We start from the raw sequence: 21,333 nt of genomic DNA, 5'->3' as shown, positions 1-21,333 counted from the left end.
TAAAAACGACGCATTTTAGGAGTATGAGCTACGAAAGCGCTAGCTGCCTGTATGGCGAGTGCTTTATATGAAAAAAATGAGGCGAAGGTGTGGGAGGGAGATACTTATGCCAGGTTTAGTCTCAGGCAATGTGGATGCCTGAGAGATTGCGGGTGGGTTTTGTGCTCAGCGCCTTTTGGTCTGATTCCGTTTGGGCACAAGCATTCCGACCTCTTGCTGATAGCGCTGGTATACCTCTCCAAGTGAATCGACCAGGTCTTTTTCTTCCAGGTGCGCGCCGATCAGGATGTAGCTGGTACTGAGTATCGCAAACAGAAGATGCCCGGCGGTCATTTCGGGCGTCGCCCAGAATGCAATCAGGAAGCCTGCGTACAAGGGATGGCGGACAAGTTTGTAGAGCCATGGCGATTTGAAGATGGGCTTTTCGGGGATCCGCTTGCGCCAGGCATCAAGCGCTTGCTTCACACCGAATAGCTCAAAGTGGCTGATCAGGAAGGTTGCCAATAGCGCGATGCCCCAGCCTAGCCAGAACAGTGAGATGAGCAGCCCTTTGCCCCAGGGCGATTCGACGTTCCAGATGGGCGTTGCGATAGGCTGCCAAAGCACAAACAACAAGGTGAGCACCAGGCAACTGGAGAGTACGTAGGTAGCGCGCTCGAGCGTGGCGGGGATGAACCTCATCCACCATCGCTTGAAGGTTTTTCGCGCCATGCCACTGTGTTGTACGGCGAACAACGTGATCAGAATGGCATCAACCAGCACCGCCAGAGGCCATGTGATGCCGGGTCCTGAATTGATATCTTTGGGGACTCCGATACCTGCGAGAAATCCGATCAGATAGAGAACGGTCAGCAGGAAAAACAAGTAGCAGCAGAGGCTGTAAAGCAAACCAGCCAGTTTTCCAGAGAAAACGAAAAAGCGATGTCCAGTCAGGTTCGGAGGATTCATGCGTGATGCCTTCCAGGCTTTGCGCGTACTTCCCGATTCGCGTTTATGGTTTATGGTTTATGGTTTATGAGGATGATTCGAGTATCAGTCTAGGACGGTATGGGGTTTTCGCTGCTTCTCTGACCTGCAGTCTTTAAGGGGCATTACTTGAGCTGCGTCTGAAAACAGGAAACCCCGCCAATGGCGGGGTTTCTGGTGTGTTCGACGTCGCCGGTGGAATCAGCTGTGCAGTGTCTCTGCTGCGTACAATGTATTTTCCAGCAGGCAAGCGCGAGTCATCGGGCCAACGCCGCCCGGGACTGGAGTGATCCAGCCGGCGCGGGGCAGGGCGGTGTCGTAGATCACGTCACCGACCAGTTTGCCGTCTTCCTGGCGATTGATGCCAACGTCGATCACGATCGCGCCTTCCTTGATCCACTCGCCTTTGACGAGGCCCGGCTTGCCGGCAGCGACGACAACCAGATCGGCGCGACCGACGTGGCCTGCCAGATCCTTGGTGAAGCGGTGGGTGACGGTCACGGTGCAGCCGGCCAGCAGCAATTCCATTGCCATCGGGCGGCCAACAATGTTGGAGGCCCCGACAACCACTGCGTCCATCCCGTAGAGATCGACACCGGTGCTTTCCAGCAACGTCATGATGCCTTTAGGGGTGCACGGGCGCAGCAGCGGAATACGCTGGGCGAGGCGACCGACGTTATAAGGGTGGAAACCGTCGACGTCCTTGTCTGGACGAATGCGCTCCAGCAATTTGGAGGCGTCCAGGTGTTCAGGTAAAGGAAGCTGAAGCAGAACGCCGTCAATTGCCGGGTCGTCGTTCAGGCGATCGATCAGATCGGTCAGTGCTTCTTGAGTGGTTTCGGAAGGCAGGTCGTAGGCTTGGGAAATGAAGCCGACCTCTTCACAGTCTTTACGCTTGTGCGAGACATAAACCTGAGAGGCGGGATCGCTGCCGACCAGGATCACCGCGAGGCCGGGCGTGCGCAGACCTTGCTGGCGACGCTCGTTGACGCGTTTGGCGATCTGCTGGCGCAGGCTGGCGGCGATCGATTTGCCGTCGATTAGTTGTGCAGTCATTGCGCGTGATTAACCATCGAGAGGGGAAAAAAAGAGAACGCATTCTCGCATGTCATGAGGTGAGGGCAAAGGCGCTTGGTCTGCAAATTCCCCTAACCCCTTTAATTAAATGAATTTTTTTTAAAAAAGAGTTGACGACCTTCAGGGTCACCTATAACATTCGTCGCACTTGTCGGGCACAGCCTAGCACTGGTTAAGAAGGTCGAGCAGAGTTGATGTTTAATTCGGTGAGACTGAAAGCACTTAGTTTGTAATCGTCCAAGAATACAGATTAACAAGGCGCCCGTAGCTCAGCTGGATAGAGCATCCGCCTTCTAAGCGGATGGTCGCAGGTTCGAGTCCTGCCGGGTGCGCCATTAGGCAGCTTTGGCACAAGTAACGCAACATGGCAATATGGTGGGCGTAGCTCAGTTGGTAGAGCACGGGATTGTGACTCCCGTTGTCGAGGGTTCGATCCCCTTCGTCCACCCCATATTTAGAAAGGCGCCAGATTAACAGTCTGGCGCCTTTGCTTTAAAAGCTTGATGCGGATGTGGTGGAATTGGTAGACACACTGGATTTAGGTTCCAGCGCCGCAAGGTGTGAGAGTTCGAGTCTCTCCGTCCGCACCATTACAAACAGCTATTTAATAGCAGAAAACGGCGCAGCACCTGAAAAGGGCTGCGCCGTTTTTGTTTTAGAAGTCTGGATTTTCAAAGCGGCCGCAGGTTCTGGGTCGAGAGGGTGGCTCGGATCGTCGGATTTATGTTTCTCGATGATGCTGATTCGCCCGTTGGTCCCCTTGTGGGGTCGACTGTCAGGGATGGATTGCCGATGCCTTCTATATATAGAAGGATTGGTGCAGAGCCCTGGCATGATTGGCTGTATTTGCTAACAGGGCGAGGCACAACCGTTTGTCCCCGCCTATAAATTGCCTGCTGCTTTTTTACCCGTTTTCAGTAGGGTGACTTCTTGAGTTTGACCCACTAGAATGCATGCCCTTGATTCTGGGGTCGGAAACGGCCGGCTAACGTCTGTGCAACGAGGAATATCCATGCAAGTTTCTGTTGAAAATACTTCTGCTCTTGAGCGCCGCATGAGCATCACCGTGCCGGCTGAGCGCATCGAGACTCAGGTCAACAAGCGTCTGCAGCAGACTGCCCAAAAGGCCAAGATTGCTGGCTTCCGTCCAGGCAAAGTGCCAATGAGTGAAATCAAGCGCCGTTTTGGTGCTGATGCACGTCAGGAAGCGGTCGGCGACGTGATCCAGTCCTCTTTCTACGAAGCTGTCGTTGAGCAGAAGCTGAACCCGGCTGGCGCTCCTTCGATCGAGCCGAAATCGCTGGAAGCCGGCAAAGACCTGGAATACGTCGCGATTTTCGAAGTATTCCCTGAGTTCACCGTTGCCGGTTTCGAAGGTATCGCGGTTGAGCGCCTGAGCGCTGACGTGGCTGATGCCGATCTGGACAAAATGCTGGAAGTGCTGCGCAAGCAGAACACCCGTTTTGAAGTAGCCGATCGCGCTGCTCAAAACGAAGACCAGCTGAACATCGATTTCGTTGGCAAGGTCGACGGTGAAGTGTTCGCTGGCGGTTCCGCCAAAGGTACTCAGCTGGTTCTGGGTTCCGGCCGCATGATCCCTGGTTTTGAAGACGGTCTGGTTGGCGCTAAAGCTGGCGAAGAGCGCGTTCTGAACCTGACCTTCCCTGAGGACTATCAGAACCTCGACCTGGCAGGCAAAGCCGCTGAGTTCACCGTAACCGTGAACACTGTTTCCGAGCCAAAACTGCCAGAACTGACCGAAGAATTCTTCGCTCAATTCGGCATCAAGGAAACGGGCCTGGAAGGCTTCCGCACCGAAGTTCGCAAGAACATGGAGCGTGAACTGCGTCAGGCGATCAAATCCAAGGTCAAGAATCAGGTAATGGACGGTCTGCTGGCCACCAACCCGATCGAAGTGCCTAAGGCTCTGCTGTCCAACGAAGTTGACCGTCTGCGCGTGCAGGCTGTTCAGCAGTTCGGTGGCAACATCAAGCCTGAGCAACTGCCGGCCGAGCTGTTCGAAGAGCAAGCCAAGCGCCGTGTTGTGCTGGGTCTGATCGTGGCTGAAGTGGTCAAGCAATTCGACCTCAAGCCTGACGAAGCCCGCGTTCGTGAAATGATTCAGGAAATGGCTTCGGCTTACCAGGAGCCTGAGCAGGTTGTGTCTTGGTACTACAAGAACGACCAGCAACTGAACGAAGTTCGTTCGGTTGTGCTGGAAGAACAAGTTGTGGATACTGTTCTGCAGAAAGCTAGCGTGACCGACAAATCGGTCTCTTACGAAGAAGCAGTCAAGCCGGTAGAAGCTCCACAAGCCGACTGATCGTTTTTGCGGTAAGAAGTACACACCATAAGCCAGCCTTCGTGCTGGCTTATGCGTATTCAAGACATAACTATTTGGGAGTGACTGCAGAGCATGTTCCGTAATTCGTATATTCAGCAGAACTCTGATATCCAGGCCGCAGGCGGCCTGGTCCCGATGGTTGTCGAGCAATCTGCTCGTGGCGAGCGCGCCTATGACATCTACTCGCGCCTTCTCAAGGAACGAGTGATCTTTCTGGTTGGTCCGGTAGAGGACTACATGGCCAACCTGATCTGTGCGCAACTGCTGTTCCTTGAAGCGGAAAACCCGGACAAGGACATCCATCTCTATATCAACTCCCCGGGCGGTTCGGTGACGGCGGGCATGTCGATTTATGACACCATGCAGTTCATCAAGCCAAACGTGTCGACTACCTGTATCGGTCAAGCGTGCAGCATGGGTGCGTTCCTGTTGACGGCCGGTGCTGCTGGCAAGCGTTACTGCCTGCCGAACTCGCGTGTGATGATTCACCAGCCACTGGGCGGTTTCCAGGGCCAGGCTTCGGACATCGAAATCCATGCCAAGGAAATCCTCTTCATTCGTGAGCGTCTCAACACGCTGATGGCCAAGCATAGCGGGCACACTCTTGAAGAAATCGAGCGCGATACCAACCGCGATAATTTCATGAGTGCAGAAGCTGCGCGTGAGTACGGGTTGATCGATGAAGTGATCAGCCAGCGCCCCGCTTAAAATAAGCAGCTCAAAATAGGCTTGGTCGGCGCGTCCGACACCAGCGGGCTTGAAAAAGCCCGCAATAGCCTTCATCTTGTGTTGCAAGCCTATCGGATTTGGATCGAACGAATGACTGACACCCGCAACGGCGAGGACAACGGCAAGCTGCTCTATTGCTCCTTCTGTGGCAAAAGCCAGCATGAAGTGCGCAAATTGATTGCCGGCCCCTCGGTCTTTATCTGCGACGAGTGCGTCGACCTGTGCAATGACATCATCCGTGAGGAGGTGCAGGAAGCCCAGGCCGAAAGCAGCGCGCATAAATTGCCTTCGCCTAAAGAAATCAGCGGCATCCTTGATCAGTACGTGATTGGTCAGGAGCGTGCGAAAAAGGTACTGGCCGTAGCGGTGTACAACCACTACAAGCGCCTGAACCAGCGTGACAAAAAGAATGACGATGTCGAACTCGGCAAGAGCAACATCTTGCTGATCGGCCCGACAGGCTCGGGTAAAACCCTGCTTGCCGAAACACTGGCCCGCTTGCTGAACGTTCCGTTCACCATCGCCGACGCAACCACCCTCACCGAGGCAGGTTACGTGGGTGAGGATGTCGAAAACATCATTCAGAAGCTGCTGCAGAAGTGCGATTACGACGTAGAAAAGGCCCAGATGGGCATTGTCTACATCGATGAGATCGACAAGATCTCGCGCAAATCTGACAACCCGTCGATCACCCGGGACGTTTCCGGTGAAGGCGTGCAGCAGGCCCTGCTCAAGTTGATCGAAGGCACGGTCGCTTCCGTTCCGCCTCAAGGTGGTCGCAAGCATCCGCAGCAGGAATTCCTTCAGGTCGACACCCGTAACATCCTGTTCATCTGCGGTGGTGCGTTCTCTGGTCTGGAAAAGGTTATTCAAAACCGTTCCACCAAGGGCGGTATCGGTTTCAACGCGGAAGTGCGCAGCAAGGAAGAAGGCAAGAAAGTCGGTGAGTCCCTGCGTGAAGTCGAGCCTGACGATCTGGTCAAGTTCGGTCTGATCCCGGAGTTCGTCGGTCGTCTGCCGGTACTTGCCACGCTCGACGAGCTTGATGAGGCTGCGCTGATGCAGATTCTCACCGAGCCGAAAAATGCCCTGACCAAACAGTATGCCAAGCTGTTCGAGATGGAAGGTGTGGACCTGGAATTCCGGGCCGACGCTCTGAAATCGGTCGCTAAACGTGCCCTGGAACGCAAAACCGGTGCCCGTGGATTGCGTTCGATTCTCGAAGGTGTACTGCTCGACACTATGTATGAAATTCCCTCGCAGTCCGAGGTGAGTAAAGTAGTGATCGACGAAAGCGTTATAGAAGGCAAGTCCAAGCCACTGTATATCTACGAAAACAGTGAGCCGGCTGCCAAGGCAGCGCCAGACGCCTAGGCGTCACGCTGCTGGAATAAAGAAGGGGCCTTCGGGCCCCTTTGCTTTTTGCGCGTTTTAACACCTTCTTTAAGCTTGTTTTTTTTGAAGGTAGCCCCCATCTTGGTTTCAAGCTCACTTCCATCTGTTTACGGCCTTATGGCCGCCGTAGAGGCGAAATCATGAAGACAACCATCGAATTGCCTCTCCTGCCATTGCGTGATGTTGTGGTTTATCCGCACATGGTTATCCCGCTGTTCGTGGGGCGCGAGAAATCCATCGAAGCCCTCGAGGCAGCGATGACGGGCGACAAGCAGATCCTTCTGCTGGCTCAGAGAAACCCTGCTGACGACGATCCCGGTGAAGAAGCACTTTATCGCGTAGGTACCATTGCGACCGTTCTACAGCTGCTCAAGCTGCCTGACGGCACGGTCAAGGTTTTGGTCGAAGGTGAGCAGCGGGGCGCCGTTGAGCGTTTCAGCGAAGTGGACGGCCACTGCCGTGCCGAAGTCTCATTGATCGACGAAGTCGACGCGCCAGAGCGCGAGTCGGAAGTGTTCGTACGCAGCCTGCTGGCTCAGTTCGAACAATATGTGCAGTTGGGCAAGAAAGTCCCGGCTGAAGTCCTGTCGTCGCTCAACAGCATCGACGAACCAGGTCGCCTGGTCGACACCATGGCCGCGCACATGGCCCTGAAGATCGAGCAGAAGCAGGAAATCCTCGAAATCATCGATTTGTCGGCCCGGGTCGAGCACGTTCTGGCGTTGCTGGATGCCGAGATCGACCTGCTGCAAGTCGAAAAACGCATTCGTGGTCGCGTCAAAAAACAAATGGAGCGCAGCCAGCGCGAGTACTACCTGAATGAGCAGATGAAGGCCATTCAGAAAGAGCTCGGCGACAGCGACGAAGGCCACAACGAAATTGAAGAGCTGAAAAAGCGCATCGATGCCGCCGGTCTGCCGAAAGACGCCTTGGCCAAAGCCCAGGGTGAATTGAACAAGTTAAAGCAAATGTCGCCAATGTCTGCCGAAGCGACCGTGGTGCGTTCGTATATTGACTGGCTGGTTCAGGTGCCGTGGAAGGCGCAGAGCAAAGTGCGCCTGGACCTGGCGCGCGCAGAAGACATTCTCGATGCAGACCACTATGGTCTGGAAGAAGTCAAAGAGCGGATCCTCGAATACCTCGCCGTGCAAAAACGCGTGAAGAAAATTCGTGGTCCGGTGTTGTGCCTGGTCGGTCCTCCTGGGGTGGGTAAAACCTCTCTGGCGGAGTCGATTGCTCACGCCACCAACCGCAAATTCGTGCGCATGGCCCTCGGTGGCGTGCGTGATGAAGCGGAAATTCGTGGTCATCGCCGTACTTATATCGGTTCGATGCCAGGAAGATTGATTCAAAAGATGACAAAAGTGGGCGTCCGCAACCCGCTGTTCCTGCTCGATGAAATCGACAAAATGGGCAGCGACATGCGTGGCGATCCGGCGTCGGCGTTGCTGGAAGTGCTCGACCCTGAGCAGAACCACAACTTCAACGATCACTATCTGGAAGTCGACTACGACCTGTCCGATGTGATGTTCCTTTGCACCTCGAACTCCATGAATATTCCACCCGCCTTGCTGGACCGGATGGAAGTGATTCGTCTGCCGGGTTACACCGAAGACGAAAAAATCAACATCGCCGTCAAATACCTTTCGCCAAAGCAGATTACTGCCAACGGTTTGAAAAAAGGCGAGCTGGAATTCGACGCCGAAGCGATCCGCGACATCATCCGCTACTACACCCGCGAAGCCGGTGTACGTGGGCTGGAGCGCCAGATTGCCAAGGTTTGCCGCAAGGCGGTCAAAGAGCATGCAATGGAAAAACGCTTCTCGGTGAAGGTCACTGCCGAGATGCTGGAACACTTCTTGGGCGTACGCAAATTCCGCTATGGACTGGCTGAATCGCAGGATCAGATCGGTCAGGTTACCGGGCTGGCGTGGACTCAAGTGGGCGGTGAATTGCTGACCATCGAAGCCGCCGTCGTACCGGGTAAAGGCCAGTTGATCAAGACCGGTTCCCTGGGTGACGTCATGGTCGAATCGATCACTGCGGCCCTGACCGTTGTTCGCAGTCGTGCGAAGAGCCTGGGGATTCCCCTGGACTTCCACGAGAAGCGCGACACGCACATCCATATGCCGGAAGGGGCGACCCCGAAGGACGGCCCTAGCGCCGGTGTGGGCATGTGCACGGCTCTGGTGTCGGCATTGACCGGGATCCCTGTGCGCGCGGACGTCGCCATGACTGGCGAAATTACGCTGCGTGGTCAGGTGCTGGCGATTGGCGGTTTGAAAGAAAAACTGCTCGCTGCTCACCGTGGCGGAATCAAGACGGTGATCATTCCTGAAGAGAACGTACGCGATCTGAAGGAAATTCCTGACAATATCAAGCAAGATCTGCAGATTAAACCGGTTAAATGGATTGACGAGGTCCTGCAAATTGCGCTGCAATACGCGCCGGAGCCCTTGCCAGATGTCGCTCCAGAGATAGTCGCCAAGGATGAAAAACGCGAGTCTGACTCTAAGGAAAGAATTAGCACGCATTAGTACGCATTTGCCTGGGTGGCTTGTTGACAGCTTTTTAGAGCCCTTGTTATAAAGCGGCTCTTAAGTGTCTGTAGGCCATTCAGCACTCGTTTTTGCTTTCACCAAAAAACTTAGAATCATACTCAAATAGATATAAGGGGACTTAGAGTGAACAAGTCGGAACTGATTGATGCTATCGCTGCATCCGCTGATATCCCGAAAGCTGCTGCTGGCCGTGCGCTGGACGCTGTAATCGAATCCGTCACTGGCGCTCTCAAGGCTGGCGACTCTGTTGTTCTGGTTGGTTTCGGTACCTTCTCCGTCACTGATCGTCCAGCTCGCATTGGTCGTAACCCACAGACCGGTAAGACGCTGGAAATCGCAGCAGCCAAAAAACCAGGTTTCAAAGCCGGTAAAGCACTGAAAGAAGCTGTCAACTAAGTTCGATTCAGGTTTTTGCCTATCCGGGTCGGGGTCATGCCTGACCTGGCAGCGGAGCGGTAGTCCAGTCGGCAAGTCGTCGATCCGAGACGCCGAGGCTCGCAAGTTCGAGTCATCGGTCCGCTCCGCCAGTTACGAGAAGGCGCATCCTCGGATGCGCCTTTCTTCTATCCGGATTCTACCCACGCTCCACGGTTGCCTAATTTTGAAGTTCAACCGTTTCTGGGGGACGCATGCTGCAGAATATCAGGGACAATTCACAAGGCTGGATTGCCAAGACCATTATCGGGGTCATCGTTGCACTGATGGCTTTGACCGGTTTCGACGCCATCTTCAAGGCCACGACGCACCAAAATGATGCGGCTAAGGTCAATGGCGAAGAAATCAGCCAGAACGAGCTGAGCCAGGCGGTCGATATGCAACGCCGTCAGCTCATGCAACAGCTGGGCAAGGATTTCGATGCTTCCTTGCTCGACGAAAAAATGCTGCGCGAATCGGCCCTCAAAGGCCTGATCGATCGCAAGCTGCTGCTGCAAGGCGCAGAAAACTCGAAATTCGCTTTTTCCGAAGCTGCTTTGGACCAGGTGATCCTGCAAACGCCTGAATTCCAGGTTGATGGCAAGTTCAGCCCTGAGCGTTTCGACCAGGTTATTCGTCAACTCGGCTACAGCCGCATGCAATTCCGCCAGATGCTGGCTCAGGAAATGCTGATCGGTCAGCTGCGCGCGGGTCTGGCGGGTAGTGGTTTTGTCACCGACGCACAGGTTCTGGCATTCGCCCGTCTGGAAAAACAGACCCGCGATTTCGCCTCCCTGAACGTCAAGGTTGACCCGGCGGCTGTGAAGCTGACCGACGATGAAGTCAAAGCCTACTACGACGAACACGCCAAGGAATTCATGACGCCGGATCAGGTGGTCATCGATTACCTGGAGTTGAAGAAGGCTTCCTTCTTTGATCAGGTCAGCGTCAAGGATGAAGACCTGCAAGCGGCGTATCAGAAAGAAACCGCGAACCTGTCGGAACAACGCCGGGCCGCGCACATTCTGATCGAAGTGAACGACAAGGTGACCGAGGCGCAAGCCAAGGCCAAGATCGAAGAGATCCAGGCACGTCTGGCAAAAGGCGAGAAGTTCGAAGCCCTGGCCAAGGAGTTCTCCCAGGATCCTGGTTCGGCGAACAACGGCGGTGACCTCGGCTATGCCGGTCCTGGCGTCTACGATCCAGCCTTCGAAATAGCGCTGTATGCGTTGGCCAAGGATCAGGTTTCGGCACCGGTCCGCACTGACTTCGGTTTCCACCTGATCAAGCTGTTGGGTGTCGAAGCACCTGAAGTGCCGACGTTCGCCAGCCTGAAAGACAAGCTGACCCGTGAACTGAAAACCCAGCAGGTCGAGCAGCGTTTCGTCGAGGCGACCAAGCAACTGGAAGACTCGTCGTTCGAAGCCTCCGATCTGGCTCAGCCGGCGCAGGACCTGAAGCTCACTGTTCATACGTCCAAACCGTTCGGCCGCGAAGGTGGCGAGGGTGTTGCGGCCAACCGTGCCGTGGTCACTGCTGCGTTCAGCCCTGAAGTGCTGGATGAGGGTGCCAACAGCACCGCCATCGAGCTCGATCCGGAAACCGTGATCGTGCTGCGCGCCAAGGAGCACCTGAAGCCTGCGCAACTGCCGCTGGAAAGCGTCGCTGCAAGTATTCGCGTGCAATTGACCAAGGAGCACGCCAGTGCTGCCGCCAAGACCAAGGCTGAAGAGCTGATTGCCAGCCTGCGCGATGGCAAGACTGCGCTGGACAAGCCGATCGACGGTCAGAGCTGGAAAGTGACCCAGGCCGCTACTCGTGGCCAGGAAGGGGTTGACCCAACCGTGCTGCAGGCGCTGTTCCGCATGCCGAAGCCCGTCGCCAAGGACAAGCCGACTTTCAGCAACGTGACCCTGGCCGATGGTAGCCTGGTGATTGTGCGTCTGAACGGCGTGAACGAAGCGGCTGCGCCGACCGAAGAAGAGAAGGCTCAATACCGTCGCTTCCTCGCTTCGCGCATTGGCCAGCAAGACTTTGCGGCCTACCGCAAACTGCTGGAAAGCCAGGCTGAGATCAAACGCTTCTGATGCCTGACTGAGTTTTGCGCTGCACAAAGACCCCGGCCGAAAGGCTGGGGTTTTTTATGGGTGAAACGAAAGCCGCGCGGGTTACCCGTCGCCTGGGTATTTACCGTGCGACTTTTTCCTGTAAATGACAGTCAGTAGACTTGTAACTGTTTTAAGACACTAATCGATACTCCGCTAAGCATCGATCTGTTGCACAATACGCCCCGGACCGTTTTCCTCAGGATGTTCAATGTTTAAATCAATTCCCATGCGTGTTGCAGGGCTGGCGTTGGTGCTGGCCGCCGCGGCCGGTTGCTCGTCGAAGAAAGCCCCTATCTACGAGCATGAGAACTTCGATGACTCTGGAACGTTTTCGCGCAGTTACCCGGTGACTGATGCGCAGACGTGCGAAGCCGCCCGTCGGGCGTTGCTCAGCCAGGGCTACATCATCACCAGCGCCGACCCGAAACTGGTCAGCGGACACAAAAGCTTCCAGCAGACCGGCGAGACCCACATGGAGATCAGCTTCAGTGTGGTCTGTGCCGATGACGGCAGTGAGGGGCATCACGCGACCATGTTCGCCAACGCCCTGCAGGATCGTTATGCGCTGAAGAAGACCAACAACTCCGCCAGCGTTGGTGTGGGTGTGCTGGGTTCTGTGTCGATGCCGATCGGTTCGTCCGACGACTCGATGGTCAAGGTTGCCAGCGAAACCGTATCGTCGCCCAAGTTCTACGAGCGTTTCTTCACCCTGGTCGAGTTGTTCCTGCCGCCGGAAGCGAAAAAGGCCGCGCACATCAAGGATAAGCCGAAACCCGATCTCGGCGTGCCTGAAGCCAAGGCCGCACCGGCTCCGTTGGCGCCGTCTGCGGCACAACCTGCACCGGCGCCTGCCGAAGGTGCTCCAGCAGCCTCTGAGCCTATAGCACCGCCGCCTGAAGCCGCTCCGATTGCTCCGGCCGGGAACGCCGAGCCGGCATCGACCACGGAAACGGTCACTCCGCCGCCCCAATCAAGCCTGCCTCCACCCACCGAGCCTATTTCGGCCATTCCTGTATCAGGCGAGTAATCGTGCTCTGACGCTGCGGGATCAGGTCGGACGACACCGATCCCGCAGCGGCGCTTTTAAATTGACCCACGTCAACCCAGGCCGTTGTCCTACGGCCCGTATCGAAAAAATCCTGTGATAAATTCCTGACCGCCTGCTACGTTTTATTAAGTAGCTGCTGAGCGGCGTGCCTGCGTCATTTTTCTTTCACGTGGGCACTTTATGCTCGGGGCGCTGGTCATTTATTCAGGCGTTTTTTTCAACGAGCTGTGGGGGATTCAAAATGGACGAATATCAAGAAGAGCTGCTCGAGTATCAGGCGTTTGAACTGGACCCGCTGGAACCGGCCGAAGACGCTACCGAGCTGTAAGCGTCAAGCGGATTGGCGATGACTGCGGCGAAACTCGCCGGGAGTCTGGCCGCTCCAGCGTTTGAAGGCCCGTTGAAAGGCTTCGGCTGAGGCAAAACCCAGTAGGTAGGCGATTTCTCCGAACGCCAGTTCGGTATCGCGGATGTAGGTCATGGCCAGGTCGCGACGCGTGTCATTGAGGATCGCGCGAAATTGCGTGCCTTCCTCGGCGAGTTTGCGACGCAAGGTCCAGGTTGGCAGCTTCAGGCGTGCCGCCACTTCTTCCAGGTCGGGTTCCCGGCCACCATTGAGCAATGGCCCCAGTAACTGAGTGATACGTTCACGCAGGCTACGGGTGCGTGTCAGTTGCTCCAGTTCCCGCTCACACAGTTGCAGCAAGTGTCGCCAGGTGCTCGGGCAGTGTTCCGGGTTGCGCTGGGCGAGGCTGGCGAGGCTCAAGCGCAGTTGATTGTGCTCACTGCCGAACTGGATCGGGCAGTCGCCCAGCACGCCATAAGCCATGCGGTAATCCGGCTCTTCGAACTCGATCTCGATACGTTCGGCCCGCAACGGGGCAGGGCTGATGCTGGACAACTGCTGTAACCAGCCAGCAATGATCGAATCCACCACGAAGCGGTTGTAGGCGTTGTAAGGGCTGATGGAATAAAACCGCAGCCAGGCGCCTTGGGCGTCTTCGTGAAAACTCGATTGACCGCGATAGTTGGAGCCATACAAGGCTTCGAAGCGAATCAGGCAGCGCGCGGCTTCTCGCACCGTTGGCGCTTGAGCGGCCGTGACCCCGGCCAGGCCGACCTGGCTCAGGCGACTGAGCTGACCCATGCGCAAGCCAAGTGCCGGGTTGTCAGTCAGTTGAATGGCGCTGTGGCCCAGGCGCATGTAGCGCGGGATCGAGAGCCGGGCGCCCGCTTCGCTGAGGCGAGCCGCGTCGAGGCCGTATTGTTCGAGCAGCGGCTGAGGATCTACACCGTGGCTGCGCACGGCGTCGGCCAGGCTATGAACAAAGCCCACCGACAGATCACCGAGGCGCATCGGCAATGGTTTCATCGGTTACAACCAGAGGTTCAGCAAGCGCGCGCCACTGGCATTGCCGTCGGCGAACTGCTGCCCGTTGCTGCTGAGAAAACTTTGACCGGCGCTGCCCTTATCCCAGAACTGACCACGCAGGAACACGCTCATGCCGGCGATTGCCTGGCTGCTGGGCGGTTGAGCGGTGAGTGTCAGACGATGCCAGGCCTGACCCTCGCTGAGCTCCCCGGCCTTGAGACTGACCGAGCCGGGCGTCGACAGCCCCTTGTAACCGCGCCACGGTTTGTCCCAGGTGCCGCGCCCGACCACAAACGCCGGGACCGCGACGAACTGCGCACCCTGGTCGTCGAGCTTGCGGTAATTGTCCGGGTACCAGCTGTCGCTGCCGATCAGCACGCCCAGGCGTCCGGCCGGGGTATCGACGACGTTGAGCGTATGCTCGCCGTTGGCGGCGATGACTTCATGTTCGTCGAAAATCGGGTGCATCTGGCGCTGGGGCTGGCCGATTGGCAGGCCATCGCGACCGAACACCACGCTGCTGTTGTACAACGCGCCGCGGCCGATTTTCAGGGTGCCGTCGATGATGCTGGGCTCGGGCAGCACGATGGAGCCCGCCACCAACGTCACATGGAATTCTTTCGCCAGACCACCAAACAGCGCCTGGTAGTCCTTGGCCATGCCTTTGGCCTTCATGCGCAGGTGCGCGTCGTCCAGACGTTTTTCGCCCTCGGCGCTGATCAGTGCGCGGACGAACTTCAGTGGGTTGCTGACCGCCAGCCAGTTCATGGCCTCCTTGAGCGTGGTGGCCTGGTACAGCTCATCTTTCTCGCCGCTGACCATCAACCAGGTGCCGACATGTTCGGGCAGGACGACGATGGTTTTTTCATTCAGCAGGCCCTGGTCCCGGGCCTTCTGCAAATAAGCCGCCAGCTTGCGGTGCAGGTGCTCGGGGCTTTGATAGTCGGTGGGAAACAGCTCGGGCTGGATGCCCAGCAAATTGCCGCGATCAGCGGGTGTGCCTTGGTCGACCGCGAGGTTGATGCGCAGGTCCGACAGGTAATGACCCACCGGACGGTCCGCGGCCCACATGGCGTAGGTCGTAAGGGCAGCAATCAATGCCATGGAGAAGGTCAGGTACAGAAGTTTGCGCATGGGAAACGGTCAACGGCCGTGTGCAGGATTCGCGACTAGGGTAGGGCGCATACCGGCACTTGCCAAGGGGCGCTGCACATTTGGATCAATAAGTTGTCAGTTACGGTCATTGAGTGATGGCGGTGTGACTCTTAGTCTGTCCAACATGACTGATGGGGGCCGTAGAGCTCCTGCACTTTTTCCGTGATCGCTCGATGTGGAGTTACCGATGGCCGCCGCTCATTATCCGCACCTGTTGGCCCCGCTGGACCTGGGTTTTACCACGCTGCGCAATCGTACCCTGATGGGTTCGATGCACACCGGTCTTGAGGAAAAGCCCGGCGGTTTCGAGCGCATGGCGGCGTACTTCACCGAACGTGCCCGCGGCGGCGTTGGCCTGATGGTCACTGGCGGTATTGGCCCGAACGACGAGGGCGGGGTGTACTCCGGCGCAGCCAAACTGACCACCGAGGAAGAAGCGCTCAAGCACCGGATCGTCACCCGCGCGGTGCACGAGGCCGGCGGCAAGATCTGCATGCAGATCCTTCACGCCGGGCGTTATGCCTACAGCCCGAAACAGGTCGCCCCGAGCGCCATTCAGGCGCCGATCAACCCGTTCAAGCCAAAAGAACTGGACGAGGAAGGCATCGAGAAGCAGATCAGCGATTTCGTCACCTGTTCGACCCTGGCGCAACAGGCCGAGTACGACGGCGTCGAGATCATGGGCTCCGAAGGTTATTTCATTAACCAGTTCCTCGCCGCCCACACCAACCACCGTACTGACCGCTGGGGTGGCAGCTATGAAAATCGCATGCGCCTGCCGGTGGAAATCGTCCGTAGGGTGCGCGATGCGGTAGGCCCGAACTTCATCATTATCTTCCGCCTGTCGATGCTCGATCTGGTGGAAGGCGGTAGCAGCTGGGAAGAAATCGTCACGCTGGCCAAGGCCATCGAGCAGGCCGGCGCGACCATCATCAACACTGGCATCGGCTGGCACGAAGCGAGGATCCCGACCATCGCCACCAAAGTGCCGCGCGGCGCGTTCAGCAAAGTCACGGCCAAGCTGCGTGGCTCGGTGAGCATTCCGCTGATCACCACCAACCGGATCAATACCCCGGAAGTGGCCGAGCAGATTCTGGCCGAAGGCGATGCCGACATGGTCTCCATGGCGCGGCCATTCCTCGCCGACCCGGACTTCGTCAACAAGGCCGCGGCCGGTCGTGGCGATGAAATCAACACCTGCATCGGCTGCAACCAGGCTTGCCTCGATCACACCTTCGGCGGCAAGTTGACCAGTTGCCTGGTGAACCCGCGCGCCTGCCATGAAACCGAACTCAATTACCTGCCGGTGCAGCAGATCAAGAAAATCGCGGTGGTCGGTGCCGGCCCTGCGGGTTTGTCCGCCGCGACCGTGGCAGCTGAGCGTGGTCATCAGGTGACCCTGTTTGACTCGGCCAGTGAAATTGGCGGCCAGTTCAATATCGCCAAGCGTGTGCCGGGCAAGGAAGAGTTCTTCGAAACCCTGCGCTACTTCAACCGCAAACTGCAGACCACCCACGTTGAGGTGTGCCTGAACACTCGCGTCGACGTGGCGAAACTGGTCGAGGGCGGTTACGACGAGATCATTCTCGCCACCGGCATCGCGCCAAGAACCCCGGCGATTCCGGGTGTCGAGAACGCCAAGGTGTTGAGCTACCTGGACGTGATCCTTGAACGCAAACCGGTGGGCAAGCGCGTCGCGGTGATCGGTGCCGGCGGTATCGGGTTCGATGTCTCGGAGTTCCTGGTTCAACAAGGCGTGGCCACCAGCCAGGATCGCGAGGCGTTCTGGAAGGAGTGGGGCATCGATACGCATCTGCAAGCGCGCGGCGGTGTCGCCGGCATCAAGGCTGAACCTCACGCACCGGCGCGTGAAGTGTTCCTGCTGCAACGCAAGAAATCCAAGGTCGGCGATGGTCTGGGTAAAACCACCGGCTGGATTCACCGCACCGGTCTGAAAAACAAGCAGGTACAGATGCTCAACAGCGTCGAGTACCTGAAGATAGACGACGAGGGTTTGCACATCCGCATCGGCGAAACCGGCGAGCCGCAGTTGCTGCCGGTGGACAACATCGTGATCTGCGCCGGGCAGGATCCGCTGCGTGAATTGCACGAGGGGCTGGTGGCGGCCGGGCAGAACGTGCATTTGATTGGCGGCGCGGATGTGGCGGCGGAGCTGGATGCCAAGCGTGCGATCAACCAGGGTTCGCGTCTGGCGGCTGAGTTGTAACCCCCAGGTTTAGCGTGCCAACGGCCTTCGCGAGCAAGCCCGCTCCCACAGGTTCTGTGTTGTTCACAAATTTTGTGACCGATACAAAACCCCTGTGGGAGCGGGCTTGCTCGCGAAGGCGTCCATTGAGCGGCTAGACTGCTGGATCTATCCGAGCACAATCAGGCGCCAATGCTTTCCCCTCCAACCGATTGGCTACCCCAGGCCCCCCTCGTATCCCTTCATCTCGGCTGGCTGACCAACGCTGGCATCGAAGTCGCGATCCTGCGTCTCGACCAGATCGACCCGCTGATCAGCGGCAACAAGTGGTTCAAACTCATCGAGCACCTGAAAGCCGCTGACCGGGTCGGTGCCGAAGGCATCATCAGTCTGGGCGGTGCCCACTCCAATCATCTGCATGCATTGGCCGCGGCGGGTAAACGTTTTGGTTTCACCACCGTTGGCCTGCTGCGCGGTCATCCGCAAGAAACGCCGACGGTGAAAGACTTGCAGGCGTTCGGCATGCAGTTGCATTGGCTGGGTTATGGCGGTTATCGCGCGCGGAACGAGCCGGGTTTCTGGTTGCCATGGCAGGCGCAGTATCCCGACCTGCATCCTGTACCGGAAGGTGGCGGCGGTTTGCAGGGAGCAAAGGGCTGTATGCAGCTGAGGGCAATGGTCAGCGAGCAACTGAACGGTCTGGGCTGGAGCGACTACGACGGTTGGTGGCTGGCCTGCGGAACGGGCACCACCCTGGCTGGTCTGGTGCTGGCCGAGGCGGGTGAACATCCGGTGTATGGCGCGCTGGCGGTGCCCGACAATCATGGTGTGGCACAGCAAGTCGAATCAATTGTGCAAGAAGCGGGTTTACCGGATCGCGCTTATGAATGGTTCAGCGCCAGCCGTGGTGGTTTTGCCAAAATCGATCCGCTGTTACTCGAATTCATCGATCAGACCGAACAGGCCAGCGGCATTCCCCTCGAACCGCTGTACACCGGCAAAGCCCTGTTGGCGCTCAAGCAGCAAGTAGAAGCGGGAAGATTCGAAAGCGGCACGCGCCTGATCTTCGTCCATACCGGCGGTTTGCAGGGCCGCCGGGGTTTCCAGTGAGCGGCGGGACTCACCCGCGCTTGGGCATCATCCGCAGCAAGGTGTTATCACCCACGACATAGTGGTGATAAATCCCCGCTACGGCGTGCAGGCCGATCAGCCAGTAACCAATGGTGCCGCCGAGTTCATGCCAACCCTGTATCTGCTTGGCCAACGCCTTGTCCTCCGCGACCAGCAATGGCAAGTCGAAGCCGAAGAACATCACTTGGTGACCCTTGGCGCTGGTGACCAGCCAGCCCAGAATCGGCATGGTGATCATGAAAATATACAGCGCCCAGTGCATCAGTTTGGCCAGCACGACCTGCCAGTGAGGCGAGGCCGGGAAGATTTTCGGTGCCGGGCCCAGGCTTCGAGCGAATAGCCGCAGCCAAACCAGGACAAACACCAACAAACCCAGCATGAAGTGCGATTCGGTGATCAGCGTCCGGCCGCCACTGCCTTTTGGAAAGATCCCGCGAAATTCGATACAGGCATAAACCAGCGCCAGCAGGACCAGCATCAACCAATGCATCGCGATCGATACGGTGCTGTAGCGTGAGTCGGAATTCTTCCAGGGCATACGGTGTTCCTCACAGGTCAGGTCGAGCCACCGCTCTTGTTCGACGGTGTGCTTTAACTGTAATCCGCTTTGGTGGATTTGCCTGTGGCTATTTGGGCGTGCAATGCTCTGGATCAAGTGGTTGGCCACAAAAAAGCGCCAGTTCCGTTAAGAAACTGGCGCTTTTTTATGCTGCGACAGGCGCAATCAGCTGGTTTGTGGCATCTCGCCCTTGGCCAGACGCTTGTTGATATCGGCGATCACTTGCGGCAAATCGGTGATGGTGTCGATCATGTAGTGCGGGCGCGAGCCTTCGAACATCCCGTGGATGCGCTTGCGTTCGCTGTCCAGTTGGTCGCTGCCGAGGGCGCGGTAACCTTCGTAGTCCAGGCCCAGCGCATTACCGGAACAAATCAGCGCCACGGTCCACATGCCGGCGCGACGACCTTCAAGAATGCCCGGCACGGTGTCGTCGACCTTCACGCAGGCCGCGACATCATCGATCCCGAGTGCAATCACGTTGGCCAGCGCCTGGGCCGGCCATGGGCGACCGTTGGGCACTTCGTCGGTGGCGACCACGTGATCGGCGACGTAGCCGTTGGTGGCGGCCAGTTCGACCACCTTGTCCATGACCTGTTTCGGGTAGCCGGAGCAGGAACCGATCTTGATTCCTTGCTGGCGCAGGTTGGCGATGGTGTCCAGCGCGCCCGGAATCAGCGCCGAGTGCTCGGCGATTTTCTCGATTTGCAGGGGCATGAAGCGTTTGTAGATGGCGGTGACGTCATCGTCGGTCGGCGTGCGGCCGAACACGGCGCGATAACGTTCGGCCACTTGCGGCTGATCGCACAGGGTGCGGATGTGGTCCCACTTACCCATGCCCATCGGGCCGCGGGCTTCTTCGATGGACACCTGGACGTCGAATTCAGCGAAAGCTTCGACAAAAATCTGCGTTGGGGCGAAGGAGCCGAAATCGACCACGGTGCCAGCCCAGTCGAGGATGGCGGCTTGCAGTTTGGTTGGGTTTGTATAGTTCATGGTGATCAAATCCTGTGGCAACTGGCTAATAGAGGCGCTGTTTTTTGTGGGAGTGAGCCTGCTCGCGATAGGGCCCTGTCAGTCGACATCAAGGGTGAATGTCAGTCCGCTTTCGCGAGCAAGCCCGCTCCCACAGGGGATTGCGGTGTGAATCAGATTTCGAGGACTTCCATCTCGCGCAGTACTTCGGCGATTGCCGCCACCGCCGCGTGCATCTCGTCCTGGTTGACGTGGCCGATGCAGCCGACGCGGAAGGTTTCGACCTGGGTCAATTTGCCGGGATAAAGGATGAAACCCTTGGCCTTGACGCGTTCGTAGAATTCCTTGAACTGGTAACGCGGATCTTTCGGCGCATGGAAAGTGACGATGATCGGCGCCTGAATCGCGGCGGGCAGGAAGCTGCGCAGCCCCAGTTTGGCCATGTCATCGAGCAGTACCTGGCAGTTGTTGGCATAGCGCTGATGCCGGGCGGGCAAACCACCTTCTTCGTTGTATTGCAGCAGGGCTTCGTGCAACGCCGCGACCACGTGGGTCGGCGGGGTGAAGCGCCATTGGCCGGTCTTGGCCATGTAGGTGTGCTGATCGAAAAGGTCCATTGCCAGCGAGTGCGAGTTGCCAGCGGCATTGGCCAGCGCTTCTTTGCAAGCGAAGACAAAGCCCATTCCCGGCACGCCTTCCAGGCATTTGCCCGAAGCGGCGATCAGCGCGTCGAACGGCACCTGTTGCGCATCGATCGGCAAGGCGCCAAAGGAGCTCATGGCGTCGATGATCAGGCGTTTGCCGTGTTGCGCGATGACGTGGGCGATTTCCGGCAGCGGGTTGAGGATGCCGGTGCTGGTTTCGCAGTGGATCAGCGCGACGTGGGTAATGCTGGCGTCGGCACGCAGCAGGCGGTCGACGTCGGCGGCGGTGGTCGGCTCGTCTTCGGCGGTTTCGAAGGTGCTGAAGGAGCGGCCGAGCACTTCGCAGATTTTCGCCAGGCGTTTGCCGTAGGCGCCGTTGATCAGCACCAGGACTTTGCCATCGCGAGGCACAAGCGTGCCGATCGCCGCTTCGACCGCGAATGTGCCGCTGCCTTGCAGCGGCACGCAGTGGTGGCTGTCGCCCCCGTTGATGATCGCCAGCAGTTGTTCGCACAGGCTGGCGGTCAGTTGATTGAAACGGTCATCCCATGAACCCCAGTCGACCATCATCGCCTGACGGGTGCGGGCCGAAGTGGTCAGTGGGCCGGGGGTGAGCAGGATGGGTTCGGCAGTACTCATTCTCGTGTCCTCG

General features: G+C 57.6%; 16 protein-coding genes and 3 tRNA genes. 12 read left to right on the top strand and 7 right to left on the bottom strand.

All coding sequences use genetic code 11. The features are described 5' to 3' along the window. Nucleotides 1-165: 165 nt before the first annotated feature. Both mddA and folD read right to left on the bottom strand, forming a co-directional pair. Nucleotides 166-948, bottom strand: coding sequence for a methanethiol S-methyltransferase (mddA, locus tag KGB03_RS16670; protein ID WP_223527679.1), 783 nt, complete (start codon nt 946-948; stop codon nt 166-168). A gap of 219 nt (nt 949-1,167) precedes the next feature. Beyond that, nucleotides 1,168-2,022, bottom strand: coding sequence for a bifunctional methylenetetrahydrofolate dehydrogenase/methenyltetrahydrofolate cyclohydrolase FolD (folD, locus tag KGB03_RS16665; protein WP_008148421.1), 855 nt, complete (start codon nt 2,020-2,022; stop codon nt 1,168-1,170). Nucleotides 2,023-2,301: 279 nt separating this feature from the next. Between folD and KGB03_RS16660 the strand changes: the two genes are divergently transcribed. The 10 genes from KGB03_RS16660 (at nt 2,302) to KGB03_RS16615 (ending at nt 12,621) form a co-directional block, all read left to right on the top strand. Continuing rightward, nucleotides 2,302-2,378 (top strand) — tRNA-Arg (locus tag KGB03_RS16660). A 40-nt stretch (nt 2,379-2,418) separates the two neighbouring features. Continuing rightward, nucleotides 2,419-2,494 (top strand) — tRNA-His (locus tag KGB03_RS16655). A 54-nt stretch (nt 2,495-2,548) separates the two neighbouring features. Further along, a tRNA-Leu gene (locus KGB03_RS16650) sits at nt 2,549-2,633 on the top strand. Nucleotides 2,634-3,055: 422 nt separating this feature from the next. Further along, nucleotides 3,056-4,366 (top strand): trigger factor, encoded by a 1,311-nt coding sequence (tig, locus tag KGB03_RS16645; RefSeq protein ID WP_111449082.1) that lies wholly within the window; start codon nt 3,056-3,058, stop codon nt 4,364-4,366. A 93-nt stretch (nt 4,367-4,459) separates the two neighbouring features. Next, nucleotides 4,460-5,095, top strand: coding sequence for an ATP-dependent Clp endopeptidase proteolytic subunit ClpP (clpP, locus tag KGB03_RS16640; RefSeq protein ID WP_033057292.1), 636 nt, complete (start codon nt 4,460-4,462; stop codon nt 5,093-5,095). 111 nt (nt 5,096-5,206) lie between these two features. Then, a complete protein-coding gene (gene clpX / locus KGB03_RS16635) occupies nt 5,207-6,490 on the top strand; it encodes an ATP-dependent Clp protease ATP-binding subunit ClpX (RefSeq protein ID WP_007946893.1) in 1,284 nt (427 codons plus the stop codon). 161 nt (nt 6,491-6,651) lie between these two features. Further along, a complete protein-coding gene (gene lon / locus KGB03_RS16630) occupies nt 6,652-9,048 on the top strand; it encodes an endopeptidase La (RefSeq protein ID WP_008148424.1) in 2,397 nt (798 codons plus the stop codon). A gap of 147 nt (nt 9,049-9,195) precedes the next feature. After that, nucleotides 9,196-9,468, top strand: a complete 273-nt coding sequence (locus KGB03_RS16625) for an HU family DNA-binding protein (protein WP_002552737.1) — start codon at nt 9,196-9,198, stop codon at nt 9,466-9,468. A gap of 233 nt (nt 9,469-9,701) precedes the next feature. Continuing rightward, nucleotides 9,702-11,573 (top strand): SurA N-terminal domain-containing protein, encoded by a 1,872-nt coding sequence (locus KGB03_RS16620; RefSeq protein ID WP_223527677.1) that lies wholly within the window; start codon nt 9,702-9,704, stop codon nt 11,571-11,573. Nucleotides 11,574-11,802: 229 nt separating this feature from the next. After that, nucleotides 11,803-12,621: a DUF2242 domain-containing protein gene (locus KGB03_RS16615; protein WP_218535683.1), complete on the top strand. Its 819-nt coding sequence runs from the start codon at nt 11,803-11,805 to the stop codon at nt 12,619-12,621. A gap of 352 nt (nt 12,622-12,973) precedes the next feature. On the opposite strand, the gene KGB03_RS16610 is transcribed toward KGB03_RS16615, so the two are convergent. Together KGB03_RS16610 and KGB03_RS16605 are read right to left on the bottom strand one after the other, a co-directional pair. Next, nucleotides 12,974-14,014: an AraC family transcriptional regulator gene (locus KGB03_RS16610; protein WP_218535687.1), complete on the bottom strand. Its 1,041-nt coding sequence runs from the start codon at nt 14,012-14,014 to the stop codon at nt 12,974-12,976. Between the two features lie 3 nt (nt 14,015-14,017). Next, nucleotides 14,018-15,148: a carbon-nitrogen hydrolase family protein gene (locus KGB03_RS16605; protein WP_223527675.1), complete on the bottom strand. Its 1,131-nt coding sequence runs from the start codon at nt 15,146-15,148 to the stop codon at nt 14,018-14,020. A gap of 208 nt (nt 15,149-15,356) precedes the next feature. On the opposite strand from KGB03_RS16605, the gene KGB03_RS16600 reads away from it, so the two are divergent. Both KGB03_RS16600 and KGB03_RS16595 read left to right on the top strand, forming a co-directional pair. Beyond that, complete coding sequence (locus tag KGB03_RS16600) at nt 15,357-17,396, top strand: FAD-dependent oxidoreductase (RefSeq protein WP_223527673.1); 2,040 nt, start codon at nt 15,357-15,359, stop codon at nt 17,394-17,396. A gap of 171 nt (nt 17,397-17,567) precedes the next feature. After that, on the top strand, nt 17,568-18,485 hold the full coding sequence (locus KGB03_RS16595; RefSeq protein ID WP_223527671.1) for a 1-aminocyclopropane-1-carboxylate deaminase/D-cysteine desulfhydrase: 918 nt from the start codon (nt 17,568-17,570) through the stop codon (nt 18,483-18,485). Nucleotides 18,486-18,495: 10 nt separating this feature from the next. Here KGB03_RS16595 and KGB03_RS16590 read toward each other — a convergent pair whose 3' ends face one another. The 3 genes from KGB03_RS16590 to KGB03_RS16580 form a co-directional block, all read right to left on the bottom strand. Continuing rightward, nucleotides 18,496-19,044: a cytochrome b gene (locus KGB03_RS16590; RefSeq protein ID WP_218535697.1), complete on the bottom strand. Its 549-nt coding sequence runs from the start codon at nt 19,042-19,044 to the stop codon at nt 18,496-18,498. A 186-nt stretch (nt 19,045-19,230) separates the two neighbouring features. Beyond that, nucleotides 19,231-20,058, bottom strand: coding sequence for a phosphonoacetaldehyde hydrolase (gene phnX / locus KGB03_RS16585; protein ID WP_223527669.1), 828 nt, complete (start codon nt 20,056-20,058; stop codon nt 19,231-19,233). A gap of 152 nt (nt 20,059-20,210) precedes the next feature. Beyond that, nucleotides 20,211-21,320, bottom strand: a complete 1,110-nt coding sequence (locus KGB03_RS16580) for a 2-aminoethylphosphonate--pyruvate transaminase (protein WP_223527667.1) — start codon at nt 21,318-21,320, stop codon at nt 20,211-20,213. Nucleotides 21,321-21,333: the final 13 nt, after the last annotated feature.

Source organism: Pseudomonas sp. BF-B-26 (assembly GCF_019956495.1).
Classification (GTDB): Bacteria; Pseudomonadota; Gammaproteobacteria; order Pseudomonadales; family Pseudomonadaceae; genus Aquipseudomonas.
The sequence above is the reverse complement of the archived record's forward strand: the minus strand, read 5'-3'. Positions and strand labels throughout refer to the sequence as shown.

Excerpts from the sequence above, each read along its gene's own strand:
- mddA (WP_223527679.1), bottom strand. The coding sequence starts at position 948 with ATGAATCCTCCGAACCTGACTGGACATCGCTTTTTCGTTTTCTCTGGA.
- folD (WP_008148421.1), bottom strand. The coding sequence starts at position 2,022 with ATGACTGCACAACTAATCGACGGCAAATCGATCGCCGCCAGCCTGCGC.
- tig (WP_111449082.1), top strand. The coding sequence starts at position 3,056 with ATGCAAGTTTCTGTTGAAAATACTTCTGCTCTTGAGCGCCGCATGAGC.
- clpP (WP_033057292.1), top strand. The coding sequence starts at position 4,460 with ATGTTCCGTAATTCGTATATTCAGCAGAACTCTGATATCCAGGCCGCA.
- clpX (WP_007946893.1), top strand. The coding sequence starts at position 5,207 with ATGACTGACACCCGCAACGGCGAGGACAACGGCAAGCTGCTCTATTGC.
- lon (WP_008148424.1), top strand. The coding sequence starts at position 6,652 with ATGAAGACAACCATCGAATTGCCTCTCCTGCCATTGCGTGATGTTGTG.
- KGB03_RS16620 (WP_223527677.1), top strand. The coding sequence starts at position 9,702 with ATGCTGCAGAATATCAGGGACAATTCACAAGGCTGGATTGCCAAGACC.
- KGB03_RS16615 (WP_218535683.1), top strand. The coding sequence starts at position 11,803 with ATGTTTAAATCAATTCCCATGCGTGTTGCAGGGCTGGCGTTGGTGCTG.
- KGB03_RS16610 (WP_218535687.1), bottom strand. The coding sequence starts at position 14,014 with ATGAAACCATTGCCGATGCGCCTCGGTGATCTGTCGGTGGGCTTTGTT.
- KGB03_RS16605 (WP_223527675.1), bottom strand. The coding sequence starts at position 15,148 with ATGCGCAAACTTCTGTACCTGACCTTCTCCATGGCATTGATTGCTGCC.
- KGB03_RS16600 (WP_223527673.1), top strand. The coding sequence starts at position 15,357 with ATGGCCGCCGCTCATTATCCGCACCTGTTGGCCCCGCTGGACCTGGGT.
- KGB03_RS16595 (WP_223527671.1), top strand. The coding sequence starts at position 17,568 with ATGCTTTCCCCTCCAACCGATTGGCTACCCCAGGCCCCCCTCGTATCC.
- KGB03_RS16590 (WP_218535697.1), bottom strand. The coding sequence starts at position 19,044 with ATGCCCTGGAAGAATTCCGACTCACGCTACAGCACCGTATCGATCGCG.
- phnX (WP_223527669.1), bottom strand. The coding sequence starts at position 20,058 with ATGAACTATACAAACCCAACCAAACTGCAAGCCGCCATCCTCGACTGG.
- KGB03_RS16580 (WP_223527667.1), bottom strand. The coding sequence starts at position 21,320 with ATGAGTACTGCCGAACCCATCCTGCTCACCCCCGGCCCACTGACCACT.